The organism is Mesorhizobium sp. P2_D6 (assembly GCF_056404315.1).
In genome coordinates this window covers 400,830-424,467 of sequence record NZ_JBFUEG010000001.1, presented here as the reverse complement: position 1 = coordinate 424,467, position 23,638 = coordinate 400,830, and the positions used below count along the sequence as shown (strand labels likewise).

General features: G+C 63.5%; 22 protein-coding genes. 11 read left to right on the top strand and 11 right to left on the bottom strand.

What is annotated here, in order from left to right; all coding sequences use genetic code 11:
* The first annotated feature begins 58 nt into the window (after positions 1 to 58).
* A complete protein-coding gene (locus AC1D1L_RS01885) occupies positions 59 to 2,338 on the top strand; it encodes an NADP-dependent malic enzyme (protein WP_477338334.1) in 2,280 nt (759 codons plus the stop codon).
* Between the two features lie 208 nt (positions 2,339 to 2,546).
* Positions 2,547 to 3,620 carry a GGDEF domain-containing protein gene (locus tag AC1D1L_RS01880; RefSeq protein WP_477338332.1) on the top strand — a complete coding sequence of 358 codons (1,074 nt, stop codon included), beginning with the start codon at positions 2,547 to 2,549 and terminating at the stop codon, positions 3,618 to 3,620.
* A gap of 97 nt (positions 3,621 to 3,717) precedes the next feature.
* On the opposite strand, the gene AC1D1L_RS01875 is transcribed toward AC1D1L_RS01880, so the two are convergent.
* The 3 genes from AC1D1L_RS01875 to AC1D1L_RS01865 form a co-directional block, all read right to left on the bottom strand.
* Entirely contained in the window at positions 3,718 to 4,848 is a 1,131-nt protein-coding gene (locus tag AC1D1L_RS01875; protein ID WP_477338330.1) for a porin, read from the bottom strand.
* Positions 4,849 to 5,228: 380 nt separating this feature from the next.
* On the bottom strand, positions 5,229 to 5,936 hold the full coding sequence (locus AC1D1L_RS01870; protein WP_477338328.1) for an antitoxin Xre/MbcA/ParS-like domain-containing protein: 708 nt from the start codon (positions 5,934 to 5,936) through the stop codon (positions 5,229 to 5,231).
* 256 nt (positions 5,937 to 6,192) lie between these two features.
* The gene (locus AC1D1L_RS01865) at positions 6,193 to 7,185 is read right to left on the bottom strand and encodes an adenosine kinase (RefSeq protein ID WP_112560614.1); all 993 of its coding nucleotides are present in this window, start codon (positions 7,183 to 7,185) and stop codon (positions 6,193 to 6,195) included.
* 307 nt (positions 7,186 to 7,492) lie between these two features.
* On the opposite strand from AC1D1L_RS01865, the gene AC1D1L_RS01860 reads away from it, so the two are divergent.
* Positions 7,493 to 8,395: a DMT family transporter gene (locus AC1D1L_RS01860; protein ID WP_477338326.1), complete on the top strand. Its 903-nt coding sequence runs from the start codon at positions 7,493 to 7,495 to the stop codon at positions 8,393 to 8,395.
* A 98-nt stretch (positions 8,396 to 8,493) separates the two neighbouring features.
* Positions 8,494 to 9,204 (top strand): sulfate transporter family protein, encoded by a 711-nt coding sequence (locus AC1D1L_RS01855; RefSeq protein WP_477338324.1) that lies wholly within the window; start codon positions 8,494 to 8,496, stop codon positions 9,202 to 9,204.
* A gap of 6 nt (positions 9,205 to 9,210) precedes the next feature.
* Here AC1D1L_RS01855 and AC1D1L_RS01850 read toward each other — a convergent pair whose 3' ends face one another.
* From AC1D1L_RS01850 to AC1D1L_RS01825, 6 genes are all read right to left on the bottom strand, one after another.
* Positions 9,211 to 10,209 (bottom strand): proline racemase family protein, encoded by a 999-nt coding sequence (locus AC1D1L_RS01850; RefSeq protein ID WP_477338322.1) that lies wholly within the window; start codon positions 10,207 to 10,209, stop codon positions 9,211 to 9,213.
* A 7-nt stretch (positions 10,210 to 10,216) separates the two neighbouring features.
* Positions 10,217 to 11,020, bottom strand: a complete 804-nt coding sequence (locus tag AC1D1L_RS01845) for an isocitrate lyase/PEP mutase family protein (RefSeq protein WP_477338320.1) — start codon at positions 11,018 to 11,020, stop codon at positions 10,217 to 10,219.
* A gap of 78 nt (positions 11,021 to 11,098) precedes the next feature.
* Positions 11,099 to 11,953 carry a hypothetical protein gene (locus tag AC1D1L_RS01840; protein ID WP_477338318.1) on the bottom strand — a complete coding sequence of 285 codons (855 nt, stop codon included), beginning with the start codon at positions 11,951 to 11,953 and terminating at the stop codon, positions 11,099 to 11,101.
* Positions 11,954 to 12,027: 74 nt separating this feature from the next.
* Complete coding sequence (locus tag AC1D1L_RS01835) at positions 12,028 to 12,687, bottom strand: HAD family hydrolase (protein WP_477338316.1); 660 nt, start codon at positions 12,685 to 12,687, stop codon at positions 12,028 to 12,030.
* Positions 12,688 to 13,173, bottom strand: coding sequence for a dUTP diphosphatase (gene dut / locus AC1D1L_RS01830; RefSeq protein ID WP_112560621.1), 486 nt, complete (start codon positions 13,171 to 13,173; stop codon positions 12,688 to 12,690). It lies immediately after the preceding gene.
* Between the two features lie 85 nt (positions 13,174 to 13,258).
* Positions 13,259 to 13,729: an Lrp/AsnC family transcriptional regulator gene (locus AC1D1L_RS01825; RefSeq protein ID WP_477338314.1), complete on the bottom strand. Its 471-nt coding sequence runs from the start codon at positions 13,727 to 13,729 to the stop codon at positions 13,259 to 13,261.
* Between the two features lie 115 nt (positions 13,730 to 13,844).
* Here AC1D1L_RS01825 and AC1D1L_RS01820 point away from each other — a divergent pair, with 115 nt between their 5' ends.
* The 3 genes from AC1D1L_RS01820 (at position 13,845) to AC1D1L_RS01810 (ending at position 16,439) form a co-directional block, all read left to right on the top strand.
* Positions 13,845 to 14,099: a DUF6356 family protein gene (locus tag AC1D1L_RS01820; protein ID WP_112560713.1), complete on the top strand. Its 255-nt coding sequence runs from the start codon at positions 13,845 to 13,847 to the stop codon at positions 14,097 to 14,099.
* 15 nt (positions 14,100 to 14,114) lie between these two features.
* The gene (locus tag AC1D1L_RS01815; protein WP_477338312.1) at positions 14,115 to 14,909 is read left to right on the top strand and encodes a class II glutamine amidotransferase; all 795 of its coding nucleotides are present in this window, start codon (positions 14,115 to 14,117) and stop codon (positions 14,907 to 14,909) included.
* 156 nt (positions 14,910 to 15,065) lie between these two features.
* Positions 15,066 to 16,439, top strand: coding sequence for an amidase (locus tag AC1D1L_RS01810; protein WP_477338310.1), 1,374 nt, complete (start codon positions 15,066 to 15,068; stop codon positions 16,437 to 16,439).
* Here the strand turns inward: AC1D1L_RS01810 and AC1D1L_RS01805 are convergent.
* Entirely contained in the window at positions 16,433 to 17,512 is a 1,080-nt protein-coding gene (locus tag AC1D1L_RS01805; protein ID WP_477338741.1) for an NAD(P)/FAD-dependent oxidoreductase, read from the bottom strand. The genes AC1D1L_RS01810 and AC1D1L_RS01805 overlap by 7 nt on opposite strands.
* A gap of 90 nt (positions 17,513 to 17,602) precedes the next feature.
* Between AC1D1L_RS01805 and AC1D1L_RS01800 the strand changes: the two genes are divergently transcribed.
* From AC1D1L_RS01800 to AC1D1L_RS01790, 3 genes are all read left to right on the top strand, one after another.
* Complete coding sequence (locus AC1D1L_RS01800; protein ID WP_477338308.1) at positions 17,603 to 18,199, top strand: TetR/AcrR family transcriptional regulator; 597 nt, start codon at positions 17,603 to 17,605, stop codon at positions 18,197 to 18,199.
* Positions 18,196 to 19,125 (top strand): haloalkane dehalogenase, encoded by a 930-nt coding sequence (locus tag AC1D1L_RS01795; protein ID WP_477338306.1) that lies wholly within the window; start codon positions 18,196 to 18,198, stop codon positions 19,123 to 19,125. Before AC1D1L_RS01800 ends, AC1D1L_RS01795 begins: the two co-directional genes overlap by 4 nt.
* A gap of 91 nt (positions 19,126 to 19,216) precedes the next feature.
* Entirely contained in the window at positions 19,217 to 20,809 is a 1,593-nt protein-coding gene (locus tag AC1D1L_RS01790) for a peptide chain release factor 3 (RefSeq protein ID WP_477338304.1), read from the top strand.
* Between the two features lie 151 nt (positions 20,810 to 20,960).
* Here AC1D1L_RS01790 and AC1D1L_RS01785 read toward each other — a convergent pair whose 3' ends face one another.
* The gene (locus tag AC1D1L_RS01785; RefSeq protein ID WP_192249707.1) at positions 20,961 to 21,428 is read right to left on the bottom strand and encodes a VOC family protein; all 468 of its coding nucleotides are present in this window, start codon (positions 21,426 to 21,428) and stop codon (positions 20,961 to 20,963) included.
* A gap of 271 nt (positions 21,429 to 21,699) precedes the next feature.
* Here AC1D1L_RS01785 and ilvD point away from each other — a divergent pair, with 271 nt between their 5' ends.
* Entirely contained in the window at positions 21,700 to 23,544 is a 1,845-nt protein-coding gene (ilvD, locus tag AC1D1L_RS01780) for a dihydroxy-acid dehydratase (RefSeq protein WP_477338302.1), read from the top strand.
* Positions 23,545 to 23,638 lie beyond the last annotated feature (94 nt).

The following is a 23,638-nucleotide window of genomic DNA, read 5'->3' as shown; positions in this document are numbered from 1 at the left end:
GTTCAAAAACACGCACCCGTCTCAAGGGTCCGGCACCGGCGAGGAAATCAAAAGCATCATGGCCAAGAAAACCGAAAACAGCGGCCCGTCCGTCAGCGCCCAGGAGGCGCTGGAATTCCACGCCATGGGCCGCCCCGGCAAGCTGGAGGTCGTCGCCACCAAGCCGATGGCCACGCAGCGCGATTTGAGCCTCGCCTATTCGCCTGGCGTCGCGGTTCCGGTCCTGGCCATCGCCGAGGACCCCAGCCGCGCCTTCGATTACACGACGCGCGGCAACATGGTCGCCGTCATCTCCAACGGCACCGCCATTCTCGGCCTCGGCAATCTCGGCGCATTGGCCTCCAAGCCGGTCATGGAGGGCAAGGCGGTGCTGTTCAAGCGCTTCGCCGATGTCGATTCCATCGATCTCGAGGTCGACACCGAGGATGCCGACGAATTCATCAATTGCGTGCGTTTCCTCGGACCGTCCTTCGGCGGCATCAACCTCGAGGACATCAAGGCGCCGGAATGCTTCATCATCGAGCAGCGGCTGCGCGAACTGATGGACATCCCGGTCTTCCACGACGACCAGCACGGCACCGCCATCATCTCCGCCGCCGGACTGATCAACGCGCTGGAGATCACCGGCCGCGACATGAAGACCACGAAAATGGTCTGCAACGGCGCCGGTGCCGCCGGCATCGCCTGCATCGAGCTGATGAAGGCGATGGGCTTTGCGCCGGAAAACATCATTCTGTGCGACACCAAAGGCGTGGTCTTCCAGGGCCGCACCGAGGGCATGAACCAGTGGAAGTCGGCGCATGCGGTGAAGACCGAGGCGCGCAGCCTGGCCGAAGCACTTGATGGCGCCGATGTCTTCCTCGGCCTGTCGGCCAAGGGCGCGTTGACCACCAAGATGGTGCAGTCGATGGCCAAGAACCCGATCATCTTCGCCATGGCCAATCCCGATCCGGAGATCACGCCGGAGGAAGTAGCCGAGATCCGCACCGACGCCATCATGGCCACCGGGCGTTCCGACTATCCGAACCAGGTCAACAATGTGCTGGGCTTCCCCTACATCTTCCGCGGCGCGCTGGATGTCAGGGCCACCACCATCAATGACGACATGAAGATCGCCGCAGCCCGGGCGCTAGCCGAGCTGGCGCGCAAGGACGTGCCGGACGACGTCGCCGCCGCCTATCAGGGCAATCGGCCGAAATTCGGCCCCAACTACATCATTCCGGTGCCATTCGATCCGCGCCTGATCTCGGCCATTCCGCTGGCGGTGGCCAAAGCGGCGATGGAGTCCGGCGTCGCCCGCAAGCCGATCCTCGATCTCGACCGCTATGCGCAGGAACTGTCCGCCCGCCGCGACCCGATCGCCTCGACCTTGCAGCGCATCTACGACCGCGTCCGCCGCCAGCCCAAGCGCATCGTCTTTGCCGAGGGCGAGGAAGAGCAGGTAATGCGCGCCGCCGTGTCCTATGTGAACCAGAAGCTTGGCACCGCCATCCTGCTCGGCCGCGACGACATCATCAAGGAAAACGCCAGGCACGCCGGCATCGACCTCAACAAGCAGGGCATCGAGATCATCAATGCCCGCCTGTCGCGCCGCAACGGCATCTACACCGACTTTCTCTATGAGCGCATGCAGCGCAAAGGCTTCCTGTTTCGCGACTGCCAGCGGCTGATCAACAATGATCGCAACCATTTTGCCGCCTGCATGGTAGCGCTGGGCGATGCCGACGGCATCGTCACCGGTGTCACCCGCAATTACTCGACCGCGCTCGACGACATCCGCCGCATCATCGACGCCAAGCCCGGTCACCGCGTCATCGGCGTGTCGATCGTGCTGGCGCGCGGCAAGACCGTGCTGGTCGCCGACACCGCCGTGCACGACATGCCCAATGCCGAGCAGATCGCCGACATCGCCGAAGAGGCGGCAGGCTTCGCACGCCGCATGGGTTACGAACCGCGGCTCGCCATGCTGGCCTATTCGACCTTCGGCCACCCGCAGGGCGAACGCTCCGAGCGGGTGCAGGAAGCGGTGCGCATCCTCGACAAGCGCCGCGTCGATTTCGAATATGATGGCGAGATGGCCGCCGACGTCGCGCTCAACGCCCGCGCCATGGCGCAATATCCGTTCATCCGGCTGACCGGCCCGGCCAACGTGCTGATCATGCCGGCGTTCCACTCGGCCTCGATCTCGACCAAGATGCTGCAGGAGCTCGGCGGCTCCACCGTCATCGGCCCGCTACTGGTCGGCTTGAACAAACCGGTGCAGATCGTCTCGCTGAACGCCAAGGATTCGGACATCGTCAACATGGCGGCGATTGCCGCGTATACGGCGGGGACTTGACGAGCGGTCCGCACCGCGGACTGTCTTTTTCTTGCTTGGGCAGAGTCGCTGGCGTTGGCAGCGGCTCGTGTCGCCGAACGCTTGCACCGATGGCTTATTCGCGCCGCACCATAAGAGATTGATAATATTCAGCTGATATAAAACCCCTCTCGCCGACTTGCCGCCACGGCATCTACGGCGCGCTCAGACCGCTAACGGGGGTGCGGCCATGAAGCATGACGGGGTTTCTGCATCCGCGGTTGGCCAGGGGGTCTACCACGACGAGCGGCTGGACGCGCTGCTCAGCATCACCGGCCGCATGGACGGCTATCTCTACCGTTGCCGCAACGATGCGTCCTACACCATGCTCTATATCAGCGACGGCATCTTCACCGTCAGCGGTTATCGGCCGAGCGATTTCATCCACAACGCGGTGCGCGACTACGTCTCGGCCATCCATCCGGATGATCTTGCCGCCGTCTATGCCACCGTCGACACCGCGCTCGAGGCGCGCTGCAACTGGAACGTCGACTACCGCATCGTGCCGCAGGTCGGCGAGCCGCTCTGGGTCCGCGAGATCGGCGGCGGCGTCTGGGACGAGGCCGGCGAACTCGAATTCCTGGAAGGCTTCGTCGTCGACATTAGCGACCGCAAGGTCGTCGAGGATCTCAACGCCGAGCTGCTTTTGGAGCTGAAGGCCGCCAATGAGGAGCTCTCCGCGCAAAAGCGCGAGATCGAGCTCGCGAAGCAGCAGAGCGACCATTCGGCCAACCACGACGCGTTGACCGACCTGCCCAACCGGCGCGCCTTCCACAACGAGCTGAAATCGGTGATCGACCGTTGCGCCGGCTCCGGCGACGCGGCGGGCCTTCTGTTCATCGACCTCGACCGGTTCAAGGAGGTCAACGACACGCTCGGCCACGAGGCCGGTGATGCGTTGCTGCAGCGCGTGTCGGACAAGCTTCGCGCCACCCTGCGCAGCGCCGATTTCGTGGCGCGCCTCGGTGGCGACGAGTTCGCGTTCCTGTTCTCGGGCGAGACGGAGCTGGCCCGGCAAAAGGCGGTGCGGGTCGCCGAGCGCATCCTGGAACGGCTGCGTATCAAGGTGCCGACGCCGGACGGCGCAATCCAGGTCGGCTGCACCGTTGGCGTTGCCATCTATCCGACCGAGGCCGCCGATGCGGACGCGCTGGTCGCGCTCGCCGACCGGCTCATGTACATCGGCAAGAAAAGCGGTCGTGACCGGCTGGTCACCACCGACGCTTTGGGGTCCGAAGCCGGCGAGCTTCGCCAGTCCGCCTGAGCGAAGCGCTCATAGCGACGACACAGCAACGCCCGGTGCTTGGATGAAAAAGGCCCGCAGCGTGCGCTGCGGGCCCTTTTTTGTCGAGATAGATCGATCAGAACGAGCGCTGGAAGCGGACGATACCGCCGACGCTGTTCTTCTTGTCGGCCTTCGTCCAGTTGAAGTCGTCGGCGTCGCCGAACTTGCCATCATGGACATAGTCAACTTCGGTCGTGACCGTGAAGCCGGGAACGACCGTATAGGCGATGTTTGCCGCAATGGCGAAGTTCTTGTCGTCGTCAGCCGAAACCTGAGTGTTGAACGAGGCCTTGTCGGTGAACTTATAGGTGCCGCCGCCCCAGACAGCCCAGTTGCCGCCCCAAGGCTTGTAAAAGCCCCGACCGCGACCCGGGATGGCGTAGGACGGATCCGACAGGTTGTCGTCGGTGCCATAGCCGCCCATGATGAACAGCGACAGCTCCTTGCTGACATTGACGTCCAGGCGAACCTTGCCGGCCACTTCCTCGTAGTTGCTGTCATAGGCGACGACACCGGTGATCGCACCCCATTCACCCTTGTATTTCAAGCCGCCGACGACATGCGGGACATAGCTGTCGATTGTGCCGTGAATGGCCGTAGAGCCAGTCGAATCGGAACCCTCTTCGAGCGAGATAACGCCGGTGAAGCCGCTGCCAGCGTCGAAATAGTAGCTGACAACATTGGTGTCCTTCTGGCCGTAATGGATCAGCGTGTCCTGGATGACATTGCCGGCATAGCCGATGAACGCGTCATAAGGCGTTTCATCCTTACCGACACGCAGTCCGCCGAGCTGGATCCAGGCGAAGCTCATCGACACGCTCGTAGGGCCGCCATTCGGATAGTTGAACTTGGTCTCGGTATAGGTTTTCAACGTTCCGAGTTCGGTTTCCTGGCCGGTCCACGTCTTCAGGTTGAAGCGGGCGTTCTTCTTCCATGTGTCTTGCGAGTCGCCGTCCTCGACGTCGGTGGCCGTGCGGCCGTCGAAGGAGCCGACATCACCAACGCCGGCGTCATAGCGGATGTAGCCGCCGATGCGCAGGCAGGTTTCGGTGCCGGGGATGTAGAAATAGCCAGCGCCGTAGACATCGCAGATCTTGACGTATTCGGCCGGTTCCGGCTCGGCGACGACGACCGCGTCAGCGGCGCGCGCGCCCGAGACCGCGACCAGGGCCGCGGCGGAGCCGAGAAGAAGGCTCTTGATGTTCATTTTCTTGAATCTCCAGTCAAAGGTTCAAATTCAGGTCGGACACGGCGCTTGGGCCTGCCGCTTCACCCCATATTGAGAGCCGCGCATCGCGCCGTGCTCTCGCCTTCGACATGGCCCATGCAGCGGCGGCGATCAACAGAGATTGTGTCCCAAAAGCGGCTTTCTGACTCTTCAAAAAGTATTGTTGCGCAATTATCACGTCATATATTTGACAAAATGGCACAAATGGCACAAACGGTACATAAGAGACGGAGATGTATGGAGATATATGGCAAAGAATGCCGTACAAACCAGATTATGACTGTTTTGTGAAATCTATTTACCTGGCTTAGCAGTGCCAAAGGCGCGAACAGCCGACCGTTCTCGATCGAGATGGAAACTCAGGTCGTCGGAAATCCGCGCGCGGCCTGCACGACGTCCTGCACCATGTCCTGCTTGAGCATCTCGATCGGGATGCGGCCGCCAAGTTCCGGCGAGACGTGGGTCAGCCAGAACCAGGCAAGCCTCGGATTGACCATCTCCGACAGCACTTCTCTGATACCTGCCGCCGGCCTGCCATCGACGAACTGGGCCAGCGGGAAGACATGCTTGCGACCGCCCTTGCGCAGCGCAATGACCTCGCTGCGCCGCTGCCAGCGATGCAATGTCGAGCGCGGGATGCGAAATTTCTCCTCCAGATAGGTCGACCCGGCGACTTCGCCCGCCCAGTCCTCGATCAGCATCGACTGAAGCATGCGCTCGCCCGGCGGGTAGGGTGCTGCCTTGCCGGGTTCGGCCGCCGTCGTCGGCTCGTCAATCGCGACGATTGCCGTGTCGCGGCGGCGCGTCGCCTTTTCCGCCATCGACCGGACGAATTCGGTGGCGAGCGCAGTCCATTCGCCTCTGAAGGTCTCGACGGCGAGCCGCTGTGTCTGCGAAAGGAAAGTCAGGGCAGCCGCAACGCTGCCCGCAATAGCGCCGGCTGAAGCCAGCGCCTGGGTGTCCGGGGCGATGCCGTGCTGGACCAGCGCCTGCTGAACCGCCTCGGCGACCAGGCTTGCCAGCGCTTCTTGCGAGATCCCGTCCGTCGGGTTGTGAAATCTGGTCATGCATCTGTCTTGCTGGCCACGCGCTCTCCTCCCAGGCTGCGGCCGGTTGTTGAATGGCTACAACGGAAAGCGGAAAGCGCGGTAACGACAGGCGCAGCGACGTGACCGGTTGCTGTCTTGCATTTGGACACCCCAACTGTCTGCGGGCGTCCCGAATGTCAGTCGCGAGACGCCTCACTGTGCATGTAGGAGGCCTCTGTGACGGGCGCACGACAGAGACGTCGTTTAACGCCTCGCCAGAGGTGACGCAGCGGGATTACAGCAGCCCGGCCAGTTGGGCCGCGCTGCGCAGATTCTGCCGCGGCCGCGGCCCGAGCTGCTGGATCACCAGCCCGGCGGCGAGCGAGCCGAGATCGCCGCAATCCTTCAGGCTGCGCCCGGCCGTGTAGCCGTAGAGGAAGCCGGCGGCGTAGAGGTCGCCGGCGCCGGTGGTGTCGACCAGTTCGCGGATCGTCGTCGCCTGGATGGTGACGGTCTCCTCGCCGCGCACGATCACCGAGCCTTTTTCAGAGCGGGTGACGGCGGCAATCTTGCAGTCCTTGCGGATGGCCGCCAGCGCCTCGTCGAAGGATTTGGTCTGGTAGAGCGACTTGATCTCGTGGCTGTTGGCAAAGACGATGTCGACGGTGCCCGAGCGCATCAGCTCGAGGAACTCGTCCCGGTAGCGGTCGACGCAGAACGAATCCGACAGTGTCATCGACACTTCGCGTCCGGCCTCGTGTGCGAGCCTCGCCGTCTGCCGGATCGCCTCCTTGGCGCGCGGCGGATCCCACAGATAGCCCTCGAAATAGGTCACCTTGGCGCCGGATGCCTTGTCGGCCTCGACGTCTTCCGGCCCGAGTTCGACGCAGGCGCCGAGATAGGTGTTCATCGAACGCTCGCCGTCGGGGGTGACAAAGATCATCGAGCGCGCCGTCGGCGGCTGACCTTCGAGCGGCTTGGTGTCGAAGGCAACGCCCTGGGCATGGATGTCATGGGCATAGATCTCGCCGAGCGGATCGTTCGACACCTTGCCGAAGAAGGCGGCGCGGCCGCCGAAACTGGCGACGCCCGCCGCCGTGTTGCCGGCGCTGCCGCCGGAGGCCTCGATCGCCGGGCCCATGCGGCTGTAGAGCAGCTCGGCGCGCCTGGTGTCGATGAGGTTCATCGCACCCTTGATGATGCCGTTGGTTTCGAGAAAAGCGTCGTCGCACTGGGCGATGATGTCGACAATGGCATTGCCGATGCAAAGCACGTCATAATCCGGCATCAATGTCTCCGCCTTGGAATCTGCCGGCTTTCTGCCACGCCGGCCGGGCGCGGGTCTAGACCATGATCCGGAAAAGTGAAACCCGGTTTTCGGACAAGATCATGGTCAAACAAAAATAGAGCCCCGTCCCGATGTAATCGGGACGGATCAGGCTCTCGATTTGGAAGGGTTTTGCCTAGCCGTCAAATCGAACTGGACCATGCGCACTGCCGTGATGTGCGGCTACAGTTGTGTCGTCATCGAAGCATTTCCTCCCCTCAGCGGACTAGAGGGACTTCGATCACAGCAGCTGAAGGCGCTCACAGACATGCAAGCAAAGACCGACATGACCACCGAACTGGCGCTGCTTGGCGCGCTGGCCGCTCTGTGGGGCGCGTCCTATACGTTCATCAAGATCGGTGTCGAGACGATCCCGCCGATCACCTTCATAGCGGCCAGAACCTTGATCGCCGGCGGCATCCTGCTCGCGCTGATCCGCTGGCGCGGCCTCGCCATGCCGAAGGACGGTGCGACCTGGTGGCGTTTCATGGTCCAGGCCTGCCTCAACAGCGTCGTGCCGTTCACGCTGATCGCCGCCGCCGAGCGCTCCATTGATGCCGGCCTTGCCACCATTCTCAACGCGACGTCGCCGATCTTCACCTTCCTGCTGACCGCGCTCATCACCCGCCACGAGCAGGTCACCGCACGCAAGCTGTTCGGCGTCGGCGCCGGCATTGCCGGCATTTGCCTGATCGTCGGCACCCAGGCGCTTGGCGGGCTCGGCCATCAGTTGTGGGCTCAGCTTGCGGTTGTCGCGGCGACCGTCTGCTATGCCGGTGCCGCCATTTTCGGCCGCGGCTTTAGGGGACTCGACCCGATGCTGCCGGCCGCCGGTTCGATGCTGTGCGGCGCGGTCATCCTGGTACCCTTGAGCCTGGTGGTTGACCGCCCGTGGACGCTGTCGCCGTCGACGGCGTCGATCCTGGCCTTGTTGGCCTTGTCGGTTTTTTCGACGGCGCTGGCCTTCTGCATCTTCTTCCGCCTCATCCACACGCTGGGTTCGGTCGGCACCACGTCACAGGCCTATCTGCGCGTGCCAATCGGCGTCGGCATCGGCGTCGTGTTCCTCGGCGAAAGCCTTGGGCCGACGGCGTTCTGGGGCATGGGCTGCGTCGTCGCCGGCGTTGCGGCGATGACCATCCCCGCCCGTTCGCCGGCGCTGGCGCGCTAGTTTCTGGTCGGAATTGCGTCCGCTCCAGCAGACTTGCGGCTGACCGGGTCTCCGCCTATGTCGGAGATATCAGTTTGTTCCCGGGGGGTGGAAACGCCGTGATCTCCAACGCTGCCCGCGCCGCCTTCAGCCGCCTGTTCTTTCCCGAATTCCGCGCGGTTTTCCTGAAGACGCTGGGCTTGACCGTGCTGGCGCTCGTGGCCGTGTGGTTTGCTCTCACCGGGCTTGTCGATTGGCTGGCCCTGCCGTGGGTTCACTCCCTATTGCCCGGCCTGCCGTCCTGGGCCGGATGGCTGAGCGGCATCATCGCGGCCATCGCGCTTGCCTTCGGGATGGCGCTGCTGATCGCGCCGGTGACGGCAATCGTAGCCGGCCTGTTTCTCGACGACATCGCCGAAGTGGTCGAGCGCACCGACTTTCCTGGCGACCCGGCCGGCAGGGCCATGCCGGCGCTGCGCTCGCTGGTGCTGTCGGTGAAGTTCCTCGGCGTCGTCATCCTGGGCAACATCGTCGCCCTGCTGCTTCTGCTGGTGCCGGGCATCAACATCGCCGCCTTCTTCATCGTCAACGGCTACCTGCTAGGCCGCGAATTCTTCGAATTCGCCGCCATGCGCTTTCGCCCGGAAGACGAGGCGAGGGTGTTGCGCAGGAAATATGCCGGCACGGTGTTTCTGGCCGGCCTCCTCATCGCCGCCTTCCTCGCCGTGCCGCTGCTCAATCTGCTGACGCCGCTCTTCGCCGCCGCTATGATGGTGCACCTGCACAAGGCGATCGGCGCGAAGGAAGCGGCCCGCATCGTGCGGAGCTAAGCGCCTTCAGCGCAATAAGAAGCCGCGCCCGAGGTCATCATCCGGCTCGACGGTGAATTCTGCCCAGCCCGAATAATAGGCGCGGCCGCCGACACGGGCGATGATGGCCTCATGCGGCCCGGCCTTGGTTGTGCGCGCCACGGCGCCGGAGAAGCGCGAGCCGGCGATGCTTTCGAAGGTCCGCTCCCGGCCAATCTCGATATCGCCCCTGGCGCACATCGCCGCCAGCCGCGCGGTGACGCCGGAGCCGGTCGGCGAACGGTCGACCTCGGCATCGGCAAAGACGCAGACATTTTTCGTCGCCTCGCCGGAAAACGCATCGCCCCCGTCGGTCAGGATGGTGCCGTAAAGGAAAGCGAGATCGGGATGATCGGGATGCGATAGAGGGAACTCCGTCTTCAGCCGCTCCGTCAGCGCGGTCGCCGCATCGACGAAATCGCGCACCCGGCTGCGGCCGAATTCCAGCCCGAATTGATGGCAATCGGCCAGCGCATAGAAGGCGCCGCCATAGGCGATGTCGAAGATAATCTTGCCGTATCCTGCCAAGTCGATTTGTTGGTCGCGGGCAAACAGGAAGGCCGGCACGCTCTCAAACGACACGGCGCCGGCCTTGCCGTCCCTGACTTCCACCGAAGCCACGACCAGGCCGCATGGCGCCTCGATGTTGACGGTCGTGATTGGCTCCTGTTTCGCCACCAGGCCTTGGTCGACAGCATAGCGGCCGAGCGCGATGATGGCGTGGCCGCACATTGTCGAATAGCCCTCATTGTGCATGAACAGCACGGCGAGGTCGGCGCCGGGCAGGTCGGGCTCCACCAGCAGCGCGCCATACATGTCGTAGTGGCCGCGCGGCTCGAAGATCAGCAGCTTGCGCAAATGGTCGAGATGGTCGCGCACATAGGCGCGCTTCTCCAGGATCGTGCCCTTGGGGATATCGGGATAGCCGCTGGTGATGATCCTGAGCGGCTCGCCGCCGGTGTGCATGTCGACGACGGTGAGCGTCATGCCCTTCTTAGCCTGAGGACTCGGCAAACAGCGCCTGCAGCTTGCTGAACGGCATGGCGGCGCGGGTGAAGCCGAACGTGCCGTCCTGCTGAATCTCGCGCGCCGCTGTTTCCAGCATGCCGAAGGCAAAATTGGTCAGCCACGGCCCAAGCGAGATGCGCTTGACCCCGGCCATGGCGAGGTCGGCGATGGTGAAACCAGGCAGTGCCATGACGTTGACCGGCCGGCTCACCGCCGAGCAGACTTTCCGGATCGTTTCGACATCACTGAGGCCAGGCGCATAGAGCACATCGGCGCCGGCCTTCTCGAAGGCCTGCAACCGCTTGATCGTGTCGTCGAGGTCCGGCTTGTCCCACAGGAAATTCTCGGCCCGGGCGGTGAAGACGAAATCGTGCTTGAGCGCGCGCGCCGCCTCCGCTGCCGCTGAGACGCGCTCGACGGCGTGCGAAAACTCATAGATCGGCTTGTCCGGATCGCCCGTATGGTCCTCGATCGAGCAGCCGGCGAGGCCGGCGGCCTCAGCGGCGAAAATGGTCTCGGCGGCACTGGTTGCGCTGTCGCCCTTGCCTTTCTCGAGATCGGCCGAGACAGGCAGGCTGGTTGCCGCCGTCAGCTCGCGGCAATGGTGGATCATCGCCTCGAATGTCACCGCGCCGTCGGGCAGGCCACGCGAAAAGGCAAAGCCGGCGCTGGTCGTCGCCAGCGCCTTGAAGCCGAAGGACGCCAGAAGCTTGGTCGTGCCGACGTCCCAGGGATTGGGCATCACGAAGGTCGAGGCGTGCAGGTCGCGAAAGATCTTGCCCTTGTCCATGGTGCTTCCCTTCAGATGCGGAGATGTCGGCTAGATTCTATCGTGCCGATTTGCGCCGGGCAAACGAATGCGGTTGGCTCAGAAGCGTTTGGCGTTGTCTCCTGCCAATTTGTCCAGCGCGTCGGAATCCTTAACGTAGTGCGACGTCTTCTTGTCCCAGTGATAGGTGACGGAAATCGCGTGAGATTCAGGCTCGGGCGACTGGTCGTCGCAGCTTTCACCGTTCGGCACGGTGGCGTCGGTGACCATCACCTTGATCGCGGCATACGGCTGCCCGTCAGCGATCGTCTGGAAAGCAACGTCCTGCTTGCGGCTGTAGGCGCATAGGTTCTCATCAAATGTGTAGATCATGTCGATCAGTTCGAACTTGTCGTCCTGCACCATGATCAGCGGCGTGATCACATAGCCCTGGCTCGAATTGAAATGCGTGCTCATGGTGGTGAGGACGTCGTCGTTTGCATCGACGGAAAGCTTGCCCGGATCGCGAAAGTAGGTGCTGCGGTCGACGGCGACATTGACCGCGTCGAGCAGTTTCGGCTTTCCGGTGACGTCGTAGAGCGCCAGCACGGCATAGCCTTCGGTGCTGTCGGGAGAGTCGCCGAGGTCATAGAGCATCACCAGCCGGTCCTTGCCGCCGGCTTTGACCGCAAGCACGCCGGCGTTGGAGAGGCCTGACGTCTCGGGTGGCGAGCCGCCGCTATCCGGGCCCTCGATGTGGCGCATGTCGATCGGCAATCCGCCCCGGTGAAAGCCGTTGCTGTCCGCCGCGAGGTCGGGGATGACCATCCTGGCGAGATCAAGATAGGTCACATCCGTATGGCCGGGGACGGCGCTGCGGAACTCCGGGAAGCTTACGGCCTGCGCGCCCGCTGCCGTCCACAGCCATGGCAGCAACACTAGGGCGAGGATGAAGCGAAGCAGGTTGGTTGGCATGGGCGCCTCAGGGTGTCGGGCGCGCGGACCGTAGCACAGCCTCCCAAAGCGTCCAGCCTGGCAAACTGCCCGCATCAGTGGATCGGCACCAGCCCCGCCAGTGCGCGCATGTCATCGAACAGGACGCCGCCGGCGTCGGCCAGGCCATCGCGGTCGGAATAGGGATCGCCATGATAGGAATAGACGCGCATGCCGGCGGCAATGCCTGCCTGGGTCCCGGCGACGCTGTCCTCGATGACGATGCAGTCGGCCGGCGCAAAACCCATTGTCTTTGCCGCATGCAGGAACAGGTCCGGGAACGGCTTGCCGCGGCTGACCATGGTCGAAGAAAACATCGCATGCTCGAACAGCGGCAGCAGTCCGGTCTGGCCGAGCGTGATGTGCATCTTCGAGATGCGTGCCGACGTGGCGACGCAGTAGGCGATGCCGGCCGTGCGCACCACTTCGATGAAGTCGCTGATATAAGGGATCGCCTCGACGCCGTGGGAGAACAGATCCGGCAGACCGGCGTTCCAGCGATCGACGAAATCGGCGCCAAGCCTGACTTCGGTCGTCTCTTCGATTTCCTTCTGGACCGAAGCCATGCTGCGGCCGGAAAAATATTTGCGGCAATATTCGAATGTGGTGGTGAAGCCGGCCTCGCTCAGCCACTCGGCAAGCCGCCGGTTCGCAAGGTTCTCGGTGTCGACGAGTATCCCGTCGCAGTCGAAGATGACCAGTTTTGGTATGCTCATTCAGGCGGTGCCGGTCGATCCGAATCCGCCCGCGCCGCGCGCTGTGCCGCCGGCCAGGCTGCGCTCCTCGACCGTCGCCTGCGTTACCGTGGCAAACACGATCTGGGCAATGCGCATGCCGCGCGTGACCGCGAAATCCTCGTCGCCAAGGTTGACCAGCAGCACCTTGACCTCGCCGCGATAATCGCTGTCGACCGTGCCCGGTGAATTGAGGACGGTCAGCCCGTGCTTGAAGGCAAGGCCGGAACGCGGCCGCACCTGGCCTTCCATCCCCTCGGGTATCTCCAGGATCAGCCCGGTTGGCACCAAGGCGCGCTTGCCCGGCAGGATCAGCAGCGGCCGGTCATCCGGCACTGCGGCGCGCAAATCCATGCCGGCGGCACCGGTGCTTTCATAGGCGGGGAGGGGAAGTCCTTCACCATGCGGCAACCGAACGAAGCCGACAGTGGGACCAATGACGGAGGAGGTGTGGAGGGCTGCGCGCATAAAATCGATCCTATCGGCGCGAACCGCGATTCGGTCAACTCGCCCGCCACGCTATCAACGGCTTTCTTTGCGGCGTCACGATGACCTAGCGCAGTTCCACGGCCACGACCGTCGTTTCCTTGATCTCTTCCATCACGAAGGAGGCGGAGACGTCTGAAAGCGCCACCTTGGCGATCAGCCGCTGGTAGAGCCGGTCATAGGCCTTCACATCGGCGACGCGGGCGCGCAGCACATAGTCGAGATCGCCGGACATACGGTAGACCCCGGTGATTTCGGGAAAGCCGGTCACCGCCGCCCGGAATTTCTGCAGCCAGTCCGGATCGTGGTTGGAGGTGCGGATCAGGATGAACACCGAAAGCCCGAGCCCGAGCTTGTCGGCATCGACCAACGCCACCCGGCCGGTGATGACGCCGTCCTCTTCCATCCGCTTGACCCGCCGCCAGCAGGCGTTGCGCGACAGCGATACTTTTTCCGAGAGCTGGTCGACCGACAGCGTGCCGTCGCGTTGCAGCTCAGCCAGCAATCTTCGGTCTATTTCATCGAATTCAAGCGCCATGTTGGGATGAATGTCCCGAACTACAGCGTTAGGCAAGGACAAATTGAGACCGATGAACCTTTCCCCTGTGGCAAGATACCCAGCATCGGGGCTTATCCCGGCTGGAGGGATCACCATGACGACGCTGTTTTCGAAGCTTTTCACCTCGCACCCGGCCAAGGTCGGCGAAACCTATTTCAGCCACATGGCTTTTGCCGCCTGGTTCTCCTCGCGCCTCCTGATGGCTGCCGGAGCCGCGCTTGTTCACGCTTTCTTGCCATTTCTCTTCGAGACTACGGCAAGCCGAATCGTTCGCGAACTCTATGAGCGGACGCACAACAGAGGCTCACACGCGGTCAAAGAGCCCCAGGCTCTCTTGGATCGCGCCTAAGGAACGGTCAAAGCGATGTGCCGTTGGGCGGCCTATCTTGGTGAAGCAGTCTTTCTCGAAGACATCGTCACCGCGCCCTGTCATTCGCTGATTGCCCAGAGCCATTGCGCCCAAGAAGCCAAGTCGCCGACCAATGGCGACGGCTTCGGTCTTGCCTGGTATGGCGAGCGGCCCGAGCCCGGCCTTTACCGCGACATCCTGCCGGCCTGGTCGGACCCCAATCTGAAAAGCCTGTGCCGGCAGATCAAATCCGGCCTGTTCCTCGCCCATGTCAGGGCATCGACCGGCAGCGCCACCAGCCGCATGAACTGCCATCCCTTCATCTCCGGCAACTGGTCGTTCATGCACAACGGCCAGATCGGCGGCTTCGAGAAAATCCGCCGCGCGCTGGAAAATTCGCTTTCCGATGCCGTCTTCGACCAGCGCGAAGGCACCACCGATTCCGAACTGTTTTTCCTGCTGATGATCGACGAGGATCTCACCAGTGACCCGCAAGGTGCCGTGTCGCGCGCAACCGCCCGCGTCATTGAGGCTTCACGCCGCGCGGGTCTGGAGCTGGCCTTGAAGCTCACCGCCGCCTTTGCGGATGGGCATACGCTTTATGCCGTGCGCTACGCCAGCGACGCCCACGCACCGACGCTCTACACTTCGGTTCGCAATGGCGGCCGTTGCATCGTGTCCGAACCCTTCGACCGCGAAGGCGGCGACTGGCAGGCCATTCCGCCGGCGAGTTTCGTCACCATTACAGGTGATGGCATGGCGATTCGGCCGTTTGTTCCGACGTCGGCAAGGTTAGCGCTGGTCGTCTAAGCCAATCTAGGCCGCATTCCTTCGCGCCCCCCTCGGCCGAACCGGCAAGCGCAATTTCGATCAAGCGCCACCTGTCCTCGAATGCTGAACTCCACTTGAAGCTGCGCCGCCGTCCGCCATCTCAGTGACCGGAGCAGCCAAGCCGGAGCATTCGTCATGGACCTCGTCTTCTCCTCGACCATCGACCTTGCCGCCGCAATCGCTGCGCGAAAAATATCCGCCGTCGAAGCGTTTGACGCGCATTTGGCGCAGATCGACCGGCACAACGAAGCTGTCAACGCCGTCATAAATCTCGACCGTGAAGGGGCTCGTGAGCGCGCAAAAGAGGCCGACGCGGCATTGGCACGCGACGACGCGCTCGGCCCGCTGCATGGCGTGCCTTTCACTTTGAAGGACATGCACGAGACGGCAGGAATGACGACAACAGTCGGCTTCCCAGCCTTTGCCGACTATGTGGCAAAAGCGGACAGCCCGGTCGTTGCCCGATTGAAGGCTGCCGGCGGCATTCTCACGGCCAAGACCAATGTCGCAACCATGCTGGGCGACTGGCAGTCGGGCAATCCGCTGTTCGGCCGCACCAACAATCCGTGGAATCTCGCGCGCACATCTGGCGGCTCCAGTGGCGGCGCCGCGGCAGCGGTGGCCACGGGCATGACACCGTTCGACGTCGGCACGGACATGCAGGCTTCGATTCGCCTGCCTGCTGCCTTCTGCGGCGTCTATGGGCTGAAGCCGACCGAGCACCGTGTGTCGCTGGCCGGCGCCTTCCCCGACCCTGGCGGCACACCACGCAGCGTGCGGCTGATGTCCTGCCTCGGCCCGCTGGCCCGCTCGGTGGACGATCTGGCGCTGATCTACAAGATCATCGCCGGCCCCGATGGAGCCGACACCGACCTCGCGCCGGTGCCGGTCGAGGCCATGCTGGAGGTCAATCTCAAGTCGCTCCGCATCGCCGTCGCGCCATCCTTTGCCGGCTTTCCGGTGGCCGGCGAGATCAGTGTTTCCGTCGACATTCTGGCTAAGCAGCTTGAGGCGGCAGGTTCGACTGTCGAGCAGGCAAAACTGCCGAAGCTCGACCTGCATGACGATCTCGAGCAAGGCGGAAACCTGATCGGCAAGATGCTGGAGGCTGCGCAGCCAGAACCGCCTGAACAGCCGACGCCGGTCTCCAGCTGGTTCGAGGCGCTCGCCCGCCGTGACAGGTCCATCCTCGCCTGGGACAGGTTCTTCGAAAATTGCGATGCCTTGCTGTGCCCGGTCGCCATGACCACGGCCTTTCCGCATTGCGAACCCGGCAAATCGATCACGGTCGATGGCAAGGAGCAAAGCTACTGGATGCTGCCGGCCTATGGCGCGGTCTTCAATTACTCAGGCCATCCGGCCCTTTCGCTGCCTTGCGGGCAGGACCGCGACGGCCTGCCCATTGGCCTGCAGCTGGTCGGCGCGCGCTGGTCGGAAGCGCGGCTGCTCGGTATCGCCAGAGCAATCGAACCGCTCACCGGTGGCTTTCGCCGGCCGCCGGGCTATTGAGCGAAACGCTCCAGCCCGTAGGGGGCCAGCAGCGGGTCGCGCTCGCCATCGAGGATTTCGCGTGTGGCGAAAAGTCCAACCGCCGGCGCCAGCGTGATGCCCGAATGCATGACCGCGACGTAAAGGCCATCCATGCCCTCGGCGCGGCTGATGATCGGAAAGCCATCGGTCGGCGTCGGCCGGTAACCGACCGTGTGGAAATCAAGCTCCAGCCCGTCGGCGCCGCGCAACGCCGCCTTCGCCGCCGCAAACAGGTCGCGCGCCGTGGCGTCAGGGTTGTCGCCAGGATCGCCGCCCGCGAAATCCGAGCCGGCGATGATGCGACCCTCGGCGGTCTGGCGCATATGCAGCTTTTCGGCATGCACCAGCCCGTTGAGCAGCTTTTTGTATGGCCGCGAGTGGACAATCAGGCCAGGCGGCGTTTCGATCGGCAGGTTGACGCCGGCGGTAGCGGCAATAGCCGGGGCGCCGGTGCCGGCGGCGATCACCACCTCGTCGGCGGCAATCCGCCGGCCGGAAATCTCCACGCCGGAGACCTTGCCATTGGAATGCACCAAGGCCGTGACAGCTCCGGTGATGATTTTCGCTCCCTGCCGTTCCGCATCGGCCAGCAGCGCCTTGGCCGCCGCAACCGGTTCGGCCACACCTTCCTCAGCGACATAGACAGCGAATTCCGGAGGCTCGACGAGGTTGGGCTCGATTTGCGTCGCCCGCTTAGCGTCAACGCGCTCGATGCCGTAGCCCCATGAAGAGTGCTCGGCCGCGTAGGCTTCGAGCCTGTCGGCCGGCAGATCCCAGCACAGCCCGCCGCACCAGGCGAGCGGCAGGCCGGGCAACTCGTTTGCCAGCCGTTTCCACTCGGCCATGGCGCGGGTTCGCAGCCGGAAATATACCTCGGGGTTGCCCCAGCTGGCGTTGATCCAGGCAAAGGAATTGGGCGTCGCGACGCCACCGGCGCCGCTCTCGGAAACGATGGTTACTCGTGCGCCGGCCTTTGTCAGATGCCAGGCGATCGAGGCGCCGATAATGCCCGCGCCGATGACGACGACTTGCTTCGCCACGCTATTCTCCATCCTGTTGCCGATGAGTGCCATTTTGTGGTGGCTTCTGCCAATGCAAACTTGCGTGCTTGACATAAATACGTACGTACGTATTATTTCGCCATGGCTAGACAATCACTCCGCGAAAAACTCCTCCATGCTGGTTTCCAGACCATCTGGAATTCCGGTTACGCCGCCGCCGGCGTGCGTGACATCGTTGCAGCCGCCGATGCCCGCCCGGGCTCCTTCACCAACCATTTTGGTTCCAAGGAGGAGTTCGCCGGCGAGGTGCTCGACCGTTACTTCGCCTATGTCGGCGGGTTGGTGGAAGCAGCCCTGGCACAGGACGGCACGCCACCCATCGGCAGGCTACGCCGCTACCTCGACCTCATCACCTCGAAGCTCGAAGCGCATGATTGGGCCCGTGGCTGCATGATCGGCAATCTCAGCCTGGAGACTGCGGTGCACAGCGAGCCGCTGCGCCTCCAGCTCGTCTCTATCTTCGAGCGCTGGCGCCAGCCCTTCGCTGCCTGCATCGCCGAGGGTCAGGCAACCGGCGACATCACCAACGCATTCGATCCTGAGGACCTCGCCGATTTCCTGCTGTCGTCCTGGCAGGGCGCCATGCTGCGCATGAAGGTCGAGCGCAGCCCCGCACCGCTCGACCGGTTCAAGAAAATCATCTTCAACACAGTGTTCGCAAAGGAGACGACCCCATGAGTTCGAAAACCGACCTGCCTCAAGCTGGCGTCGCCGCAGCGCGACGTTCGCAGATCGCGGTGCTCGATTCGACCATGTCCTATGTCGAGGCCGGCGCACCCGGTCCTACCGTTCTGTTCCTGCACGGCAACCCGACCTCATCCCATATCTGGCGCAACATTATCCCGCATATCGCGCCGTTTGGCCGTTGCATCGCGCCCGACCTGATCGGCTACGGTCAGTCCGGCAAGCCCGATATCGACTATCGCTTCTTCGATCACGTCCGCTATCTCGACGCCTTCCTTGAGGCGCTCGACATCAGGGATGTGGTGGTTGTCGCGCAGGACTGGGGCACGGCACTGGCCTTCCATCTCGCGGCACGGCGGCCGCAGCGCATTCTGGGCCTCGCTTTCATGGAGTTCATCCGGCCTTTCGAGCGCTGGGAGGATTTTCACCAGCGCCCGCAGGCCCGCGAGCTGTTCAAGGCGCTGCGCACGCCCGGTGTCGGCGAAAAACTGGTCCTGGACGACAATGTCTTCGTCGAAAAAGTGCTGCCGGCCTCGGTGTTGCGCACAATGAGCGACGAGGAGATGGCCGGCTACCGAGCGCCGTTCCCGACGCCGCAGTCGCGCAAACCCGTGCTGCGTTTACCCAGGGAATTGCCGATCGAGGGCCAGCCCGCCGACGTTGCCGCCATCAACGAGCACGACCATCGCGCGTTGCGGCTGTCCACTTACCCGAAACTCCTGTTTGCTGGCGATCCCGGCGCGCTGATTGCGCCGCAGGCTGCACGCGAATTCGCGGCCAGTTTGAAGAACTGCCGGTTCATCAATCTCGGGCCTGGCGCGCACTATTTGCAGGAAGACCATGCCGACGCGATAGGCGCCGCCATTGCCGGCTGGCTTCCCGAGGTCGTTCGGGCGAGCCGCATGAGCGAGCTGGCCTGAAGCAATGCGGCGGCGTCCGCGCCGCCGCACCGGTCGACAGCCCGACACTGCGCTGCTAGAAGCCCGGCCTGTCACACGGAAATCCCAGAGAATGCCTGAAGCAATACACGAGGAAGTGGCGCGCCGCCGCACTTTCGCGATCATCGCCCACCCCGACGCCGGCAAGACGACGCTCACCGAAAAGCTTCTGCTGTTCGGCGGCGCCATTCAGCTTGCCGGCGAAGTCAAGGCCAAGAAGGATCGCATCCAGACCCGGTCCGACTGGATGAAGATCGAGCGCGAGCGCGGCATTTCGGTCGTCACCTCGGTGATGACCTTCGAGTATGAAGACAATGTCTTCAACCTGCTCGACACGCCCGGCCACGAGGATTTCGCCGACGATACCTATCGCACGCTCTCGGCGGTGGACTCGGCGGTCATGGTCATCGACGCCGCCAAGGGCATCGAGCCGCGCACGCTGAAACTGTTCGAGGTCTGCCGGCTGCGTGACATCCCGATTATCACCTTCATCAACAAGATGGACCGCGAAAGCCGCGACCCGTTCGAGATTCTAGACGAGATCGAGCAGAAGCTGGCGCTGGACACGGCCCCCATTACCTGGCCGATCGGCCGCGGCAAGACGTTTGCCGGCACCTATCACCTGGCGCTGAACGCTGTGCGCAAGGGCGATGCGGAGAAAGAGCGCACGCCGGTCAACGGTCCCGATTCCAACCGCGTCGCCGGCCTTTTGCCGGAAAACGAGCGCGAAGCCTTCATCGAGGAACTGGAGCTGGCGCGGGAGGCTTGCCGACCTCTTGATATTGACGCGTTCCGCGAAGGCCATCTGACGCCGGTCTATTTCGGCTCGGCGCTGCGCAATTATGGCGTGCGCGACCTCATCGAGGCGCTCGGCGCCTTCGGGCCGCCGCCGCGCGCGCAGGAGGCCGACACCCGCAAGGTCGAGGCGACCGAGGAGAAGATGACCTCGTTCGTCTTCAAGATCCAGGCCAACATGGACCCCAACCACCGCGACCGCATCGCTTTCGTGCGTGTCTGCTCCGGCAAGCTCGAGCGCGGCATGAAGGCCAAGCTGGTGCGCACCGGCAAGCCGATGAGCCTGTCGGCGCCGCAATTCTTCTTCGCCCGCACCCGTGTCACCGCCGACGAGGCTTTTGCCGGCGACGTCGTCGGCATCCCCAACCACGGCACGCTGCGCATCGGTGATACGCTGACCGAAGGCGAGGAAATCCTTTTTCGCGGCGTGCCGAACTTCGCCCCGGAAATCCTGCGCCGCGTCCGCCTGGGCGACGCGATGAAGGCCAAGAAGCTCAAGGAAGCGCTGCACCAGATGGCCGAGGAGGGCGTCGTGCAGCTGTTTTCGCCCGAGGACGGTTCACCGGCCATCGTCGGCGTCGTCGGCGCTCTGCAGCTCGATGTTTTGAAGGAGCGGCTGAACTTCGAATACACGCTGCCGGTCGAGTTCGAGATGTCGCGCTTTTCCGTCTGCCGCTGGATCTCGGCCGACGACAAGGCCGAGACGCTTCGCTTCATCGAGGCCCATCGCGGCGATATCGCCCGCGACCTCGACAATGATCCGGTGTTTCTGGCCCAGCACGCCTTCTCGCTGAACTACGAAGCCGAACGCTGGAAAGCGATCCGCTTCGCCACGATCAAGGACTATCAGGTCCGCGACAAGGCGGCGTGAGCTCTTCCTTCTCCCCGTTCACGGGGAGAAGGTGCCCGAAGGGCGGATGAGGGGCGGCGCCGACCTCAATGGCCGCCCGGCCCTTCGCACGGCTCAGGGCGTTCGAAGCTCGAAAAGCCAAGCACTTTTCGTCCGCTACGCGGACCGCTTCTCACCCCTTGGCCGCCGCTTCGATCTTCGCAATGTCGATCTTGCCCATCTGCATCATCGCCGACATCACCCGCCCGGCCTTGGCCCGGTCCGGATCCAGAAGCAGGCGCGGCAGTTGCTCCGGCACGACCTGCCAGGAGACGCCGAACTTGTCTTTCAGCCAGCTGCAGACGCCGGGTTCGCCGCCCTCGGTGAGCTTCTCCCAGAAATAATCGACCTCTTCCTGGGTCTTGCAGTCGATCGACTGCGACATCGCCTCGTTGAACTTGAATTGCGGTCCGCCATTGAGCGCCTGGAACGGAACGCCGTCGAGCTCGAACGTGGTCAACAGCACTTTGCCCGCATCGGCGTGACCCTCGGGCCAACGCAGAACGCTCAGCACCTTCGAATTCTTGAAGATGGAGACGTAGAAATTCATCGCCTCTTCGGCCTGGCCGTCGAACCACAGGCAGGTGGTGATCTTTTGCATGTCGAGCTCCTCGGGATGTTTTGGTTGCGGTTACGGATGAAACGGCTGACTCTAGAAATGGTGCCATTCCCCTGCCGTTGACCAAAGGACGCGCGCCCAGCAGGCGATCCGACACTGGCCGCAATTTTTTTCGCAAACTCCGATTTTTACGAGAATCTGGCGCATTGCAAAAATGTGGCCAGACCATACTTGGCGGTCTATAAACCCTGCGATCCAAATTCAGCGCTGCCACGCTCCGCACTGGGCGCAGCCAGCCAGCTAAGGAAAGTTCATGCCCGCCTATCGTTCCCGCACCACCACTCATGGCCGCAACATGGCCGGCGCCCGCGGCCTGTGGCGCGCTACAGGCATGAAGGATTCGGATTTCGGCAAACCGATCATTGCGGTGGTCAACTCCTTCACCCAGTTCGTGCCCGGCCATGTCCATCTGAAGGATCTCGGCCAGCTGGTGGCGCGCGAGATCGAGAAGGCCGGAGGCGTCGCCAAGGAATTCAACACCATCGCGGTCGATGACGGCATCGCCATGGGCCATGACGGCATGCTCTACTCGCTGCCGTCACGCGAGCTGATCGCCGATTCCGTCGAATACATGGTCAATGCGCACTGCGCCGACGCCATGGTCTGCATCTCCAATTGCGACAAGATCACGCCTGGCATGCTAATGGCCTCGCTGCGCCTCAACATCCCGACCGTCTTTGTTTCCGGCGGCCCGATGGAGGCCGGCAAGGTGGTGCTGGCCGGCAAGACGCAGGCGCTCGACCTGGTCGACGCCATGGTTGCCGCCGCCGACGACAAGATCTCCGACGAGGACGTCAAGGTCATCGAACGCTCGGCCTGCCCGACCTGCGGCTCATGCTCCGGCATGTTCACAGCCAATTCGATGAATTGTTTGACCGAGGCGCTCGGCCTGTCGCTGCCGGGCAACGGCTCGACGCTGGCGACCCACGCCGACCGCAAGCGCCTGTTCGTCGAGGCGGGCCATCTCATCGTCGATCTCGCCCAGCGCTATTATGAGCAGGATGACGAGACGGCATTGCCGCGCAGCATCGCCTCCAAGGGCGCCTTCGAAAACGCCATGACGCTCGACATCGCCATGGGCGGCTCGACCAACACCGTGCTGCACATCCTGGCGGCCGCGCATGAGGGCGAGGTCGACTTCACCATGGAAGACATCGAACGGCTGTCGCGGCGGGTTCCGGTGCTGTGCAAGGTGGCGCCGGCCAAATCCGACGTGCATATGGAAGACGTCCACCGCGCCGGCGGCATCATGGCCATCCTCGGCCAGCTCGACAATGCCGGGCTGCTCAACCGCGACCTGCCGACCGTGCATACGGCGAGCCTTGGCGAAGCGCTCGACCATTGGGATATTTCCCGCACGACAAGCCAGAACGTTCGCGACTTCTTCCTCGCCGCACCCGGTGGCGTGCCGACGCAGATCGCCTTCAGCCAGGATCGCCGCTGGGACGAGCTCGATCTCGACCGCGAGAAGGGTGTCATCCGCTCGGCGAAGACGCCGTTCTCGAAAGACGGCGGCCTTGCCGTGCTGAAAGGCAATCTGGCGCTCGACGGCTGCATCGTGAAGACCGCCGGCGTCGACGAATCGATCCTGAAATTCACCGGTCCCGCGCGGGTGTTCGAAAGCCAGGACGCTTCGGTCAAGGCGATCCTGTCCAACGAAATCAAGGCCGGCGACGTTGTCGTCATCCGCTATGAGGGACCGCGTGGCGGCCCCGGCATGCAGGAAATGCTCTATCCCACGAGCTATCTGAAGTCGAAGGGCCTCGGCAAAGCCTGCGCGCTGGTCACCGACGGCCGCTTCTCCGGCGGCACGTCAGGCCTGTCGATCGGCCATGCCTCGCCGGAAGCTGCGGAAGGCGGCACGATCGGGCTGGTTCAGGAAGGCGATACGATCGAGATCGACATTCCCAACCGCACCATCCGCCTGGCGGTGAGTGACGCTGAACTCGATGCTCGGCGTACCGCGATGGAGGCCAAGGGCGCCTTGGCCTGGAAGCCCGAGGAAAAGCGCAAGCGCAAGGTGACGACCGCACTGCGCGCCTACGCCGCCTTCGCCACCAGCGCCGACAAGGGCGCGGTGCGGCACGTGCCGGAGTGAGGTCTGCGCAAGCCCCCTCATCCGGCCGCTTCGCGGCCACCTTCTCCCCGCTGGGGAGAAGAGGCTGGCGCAAGCGTCGACGATCTCTTCTCCC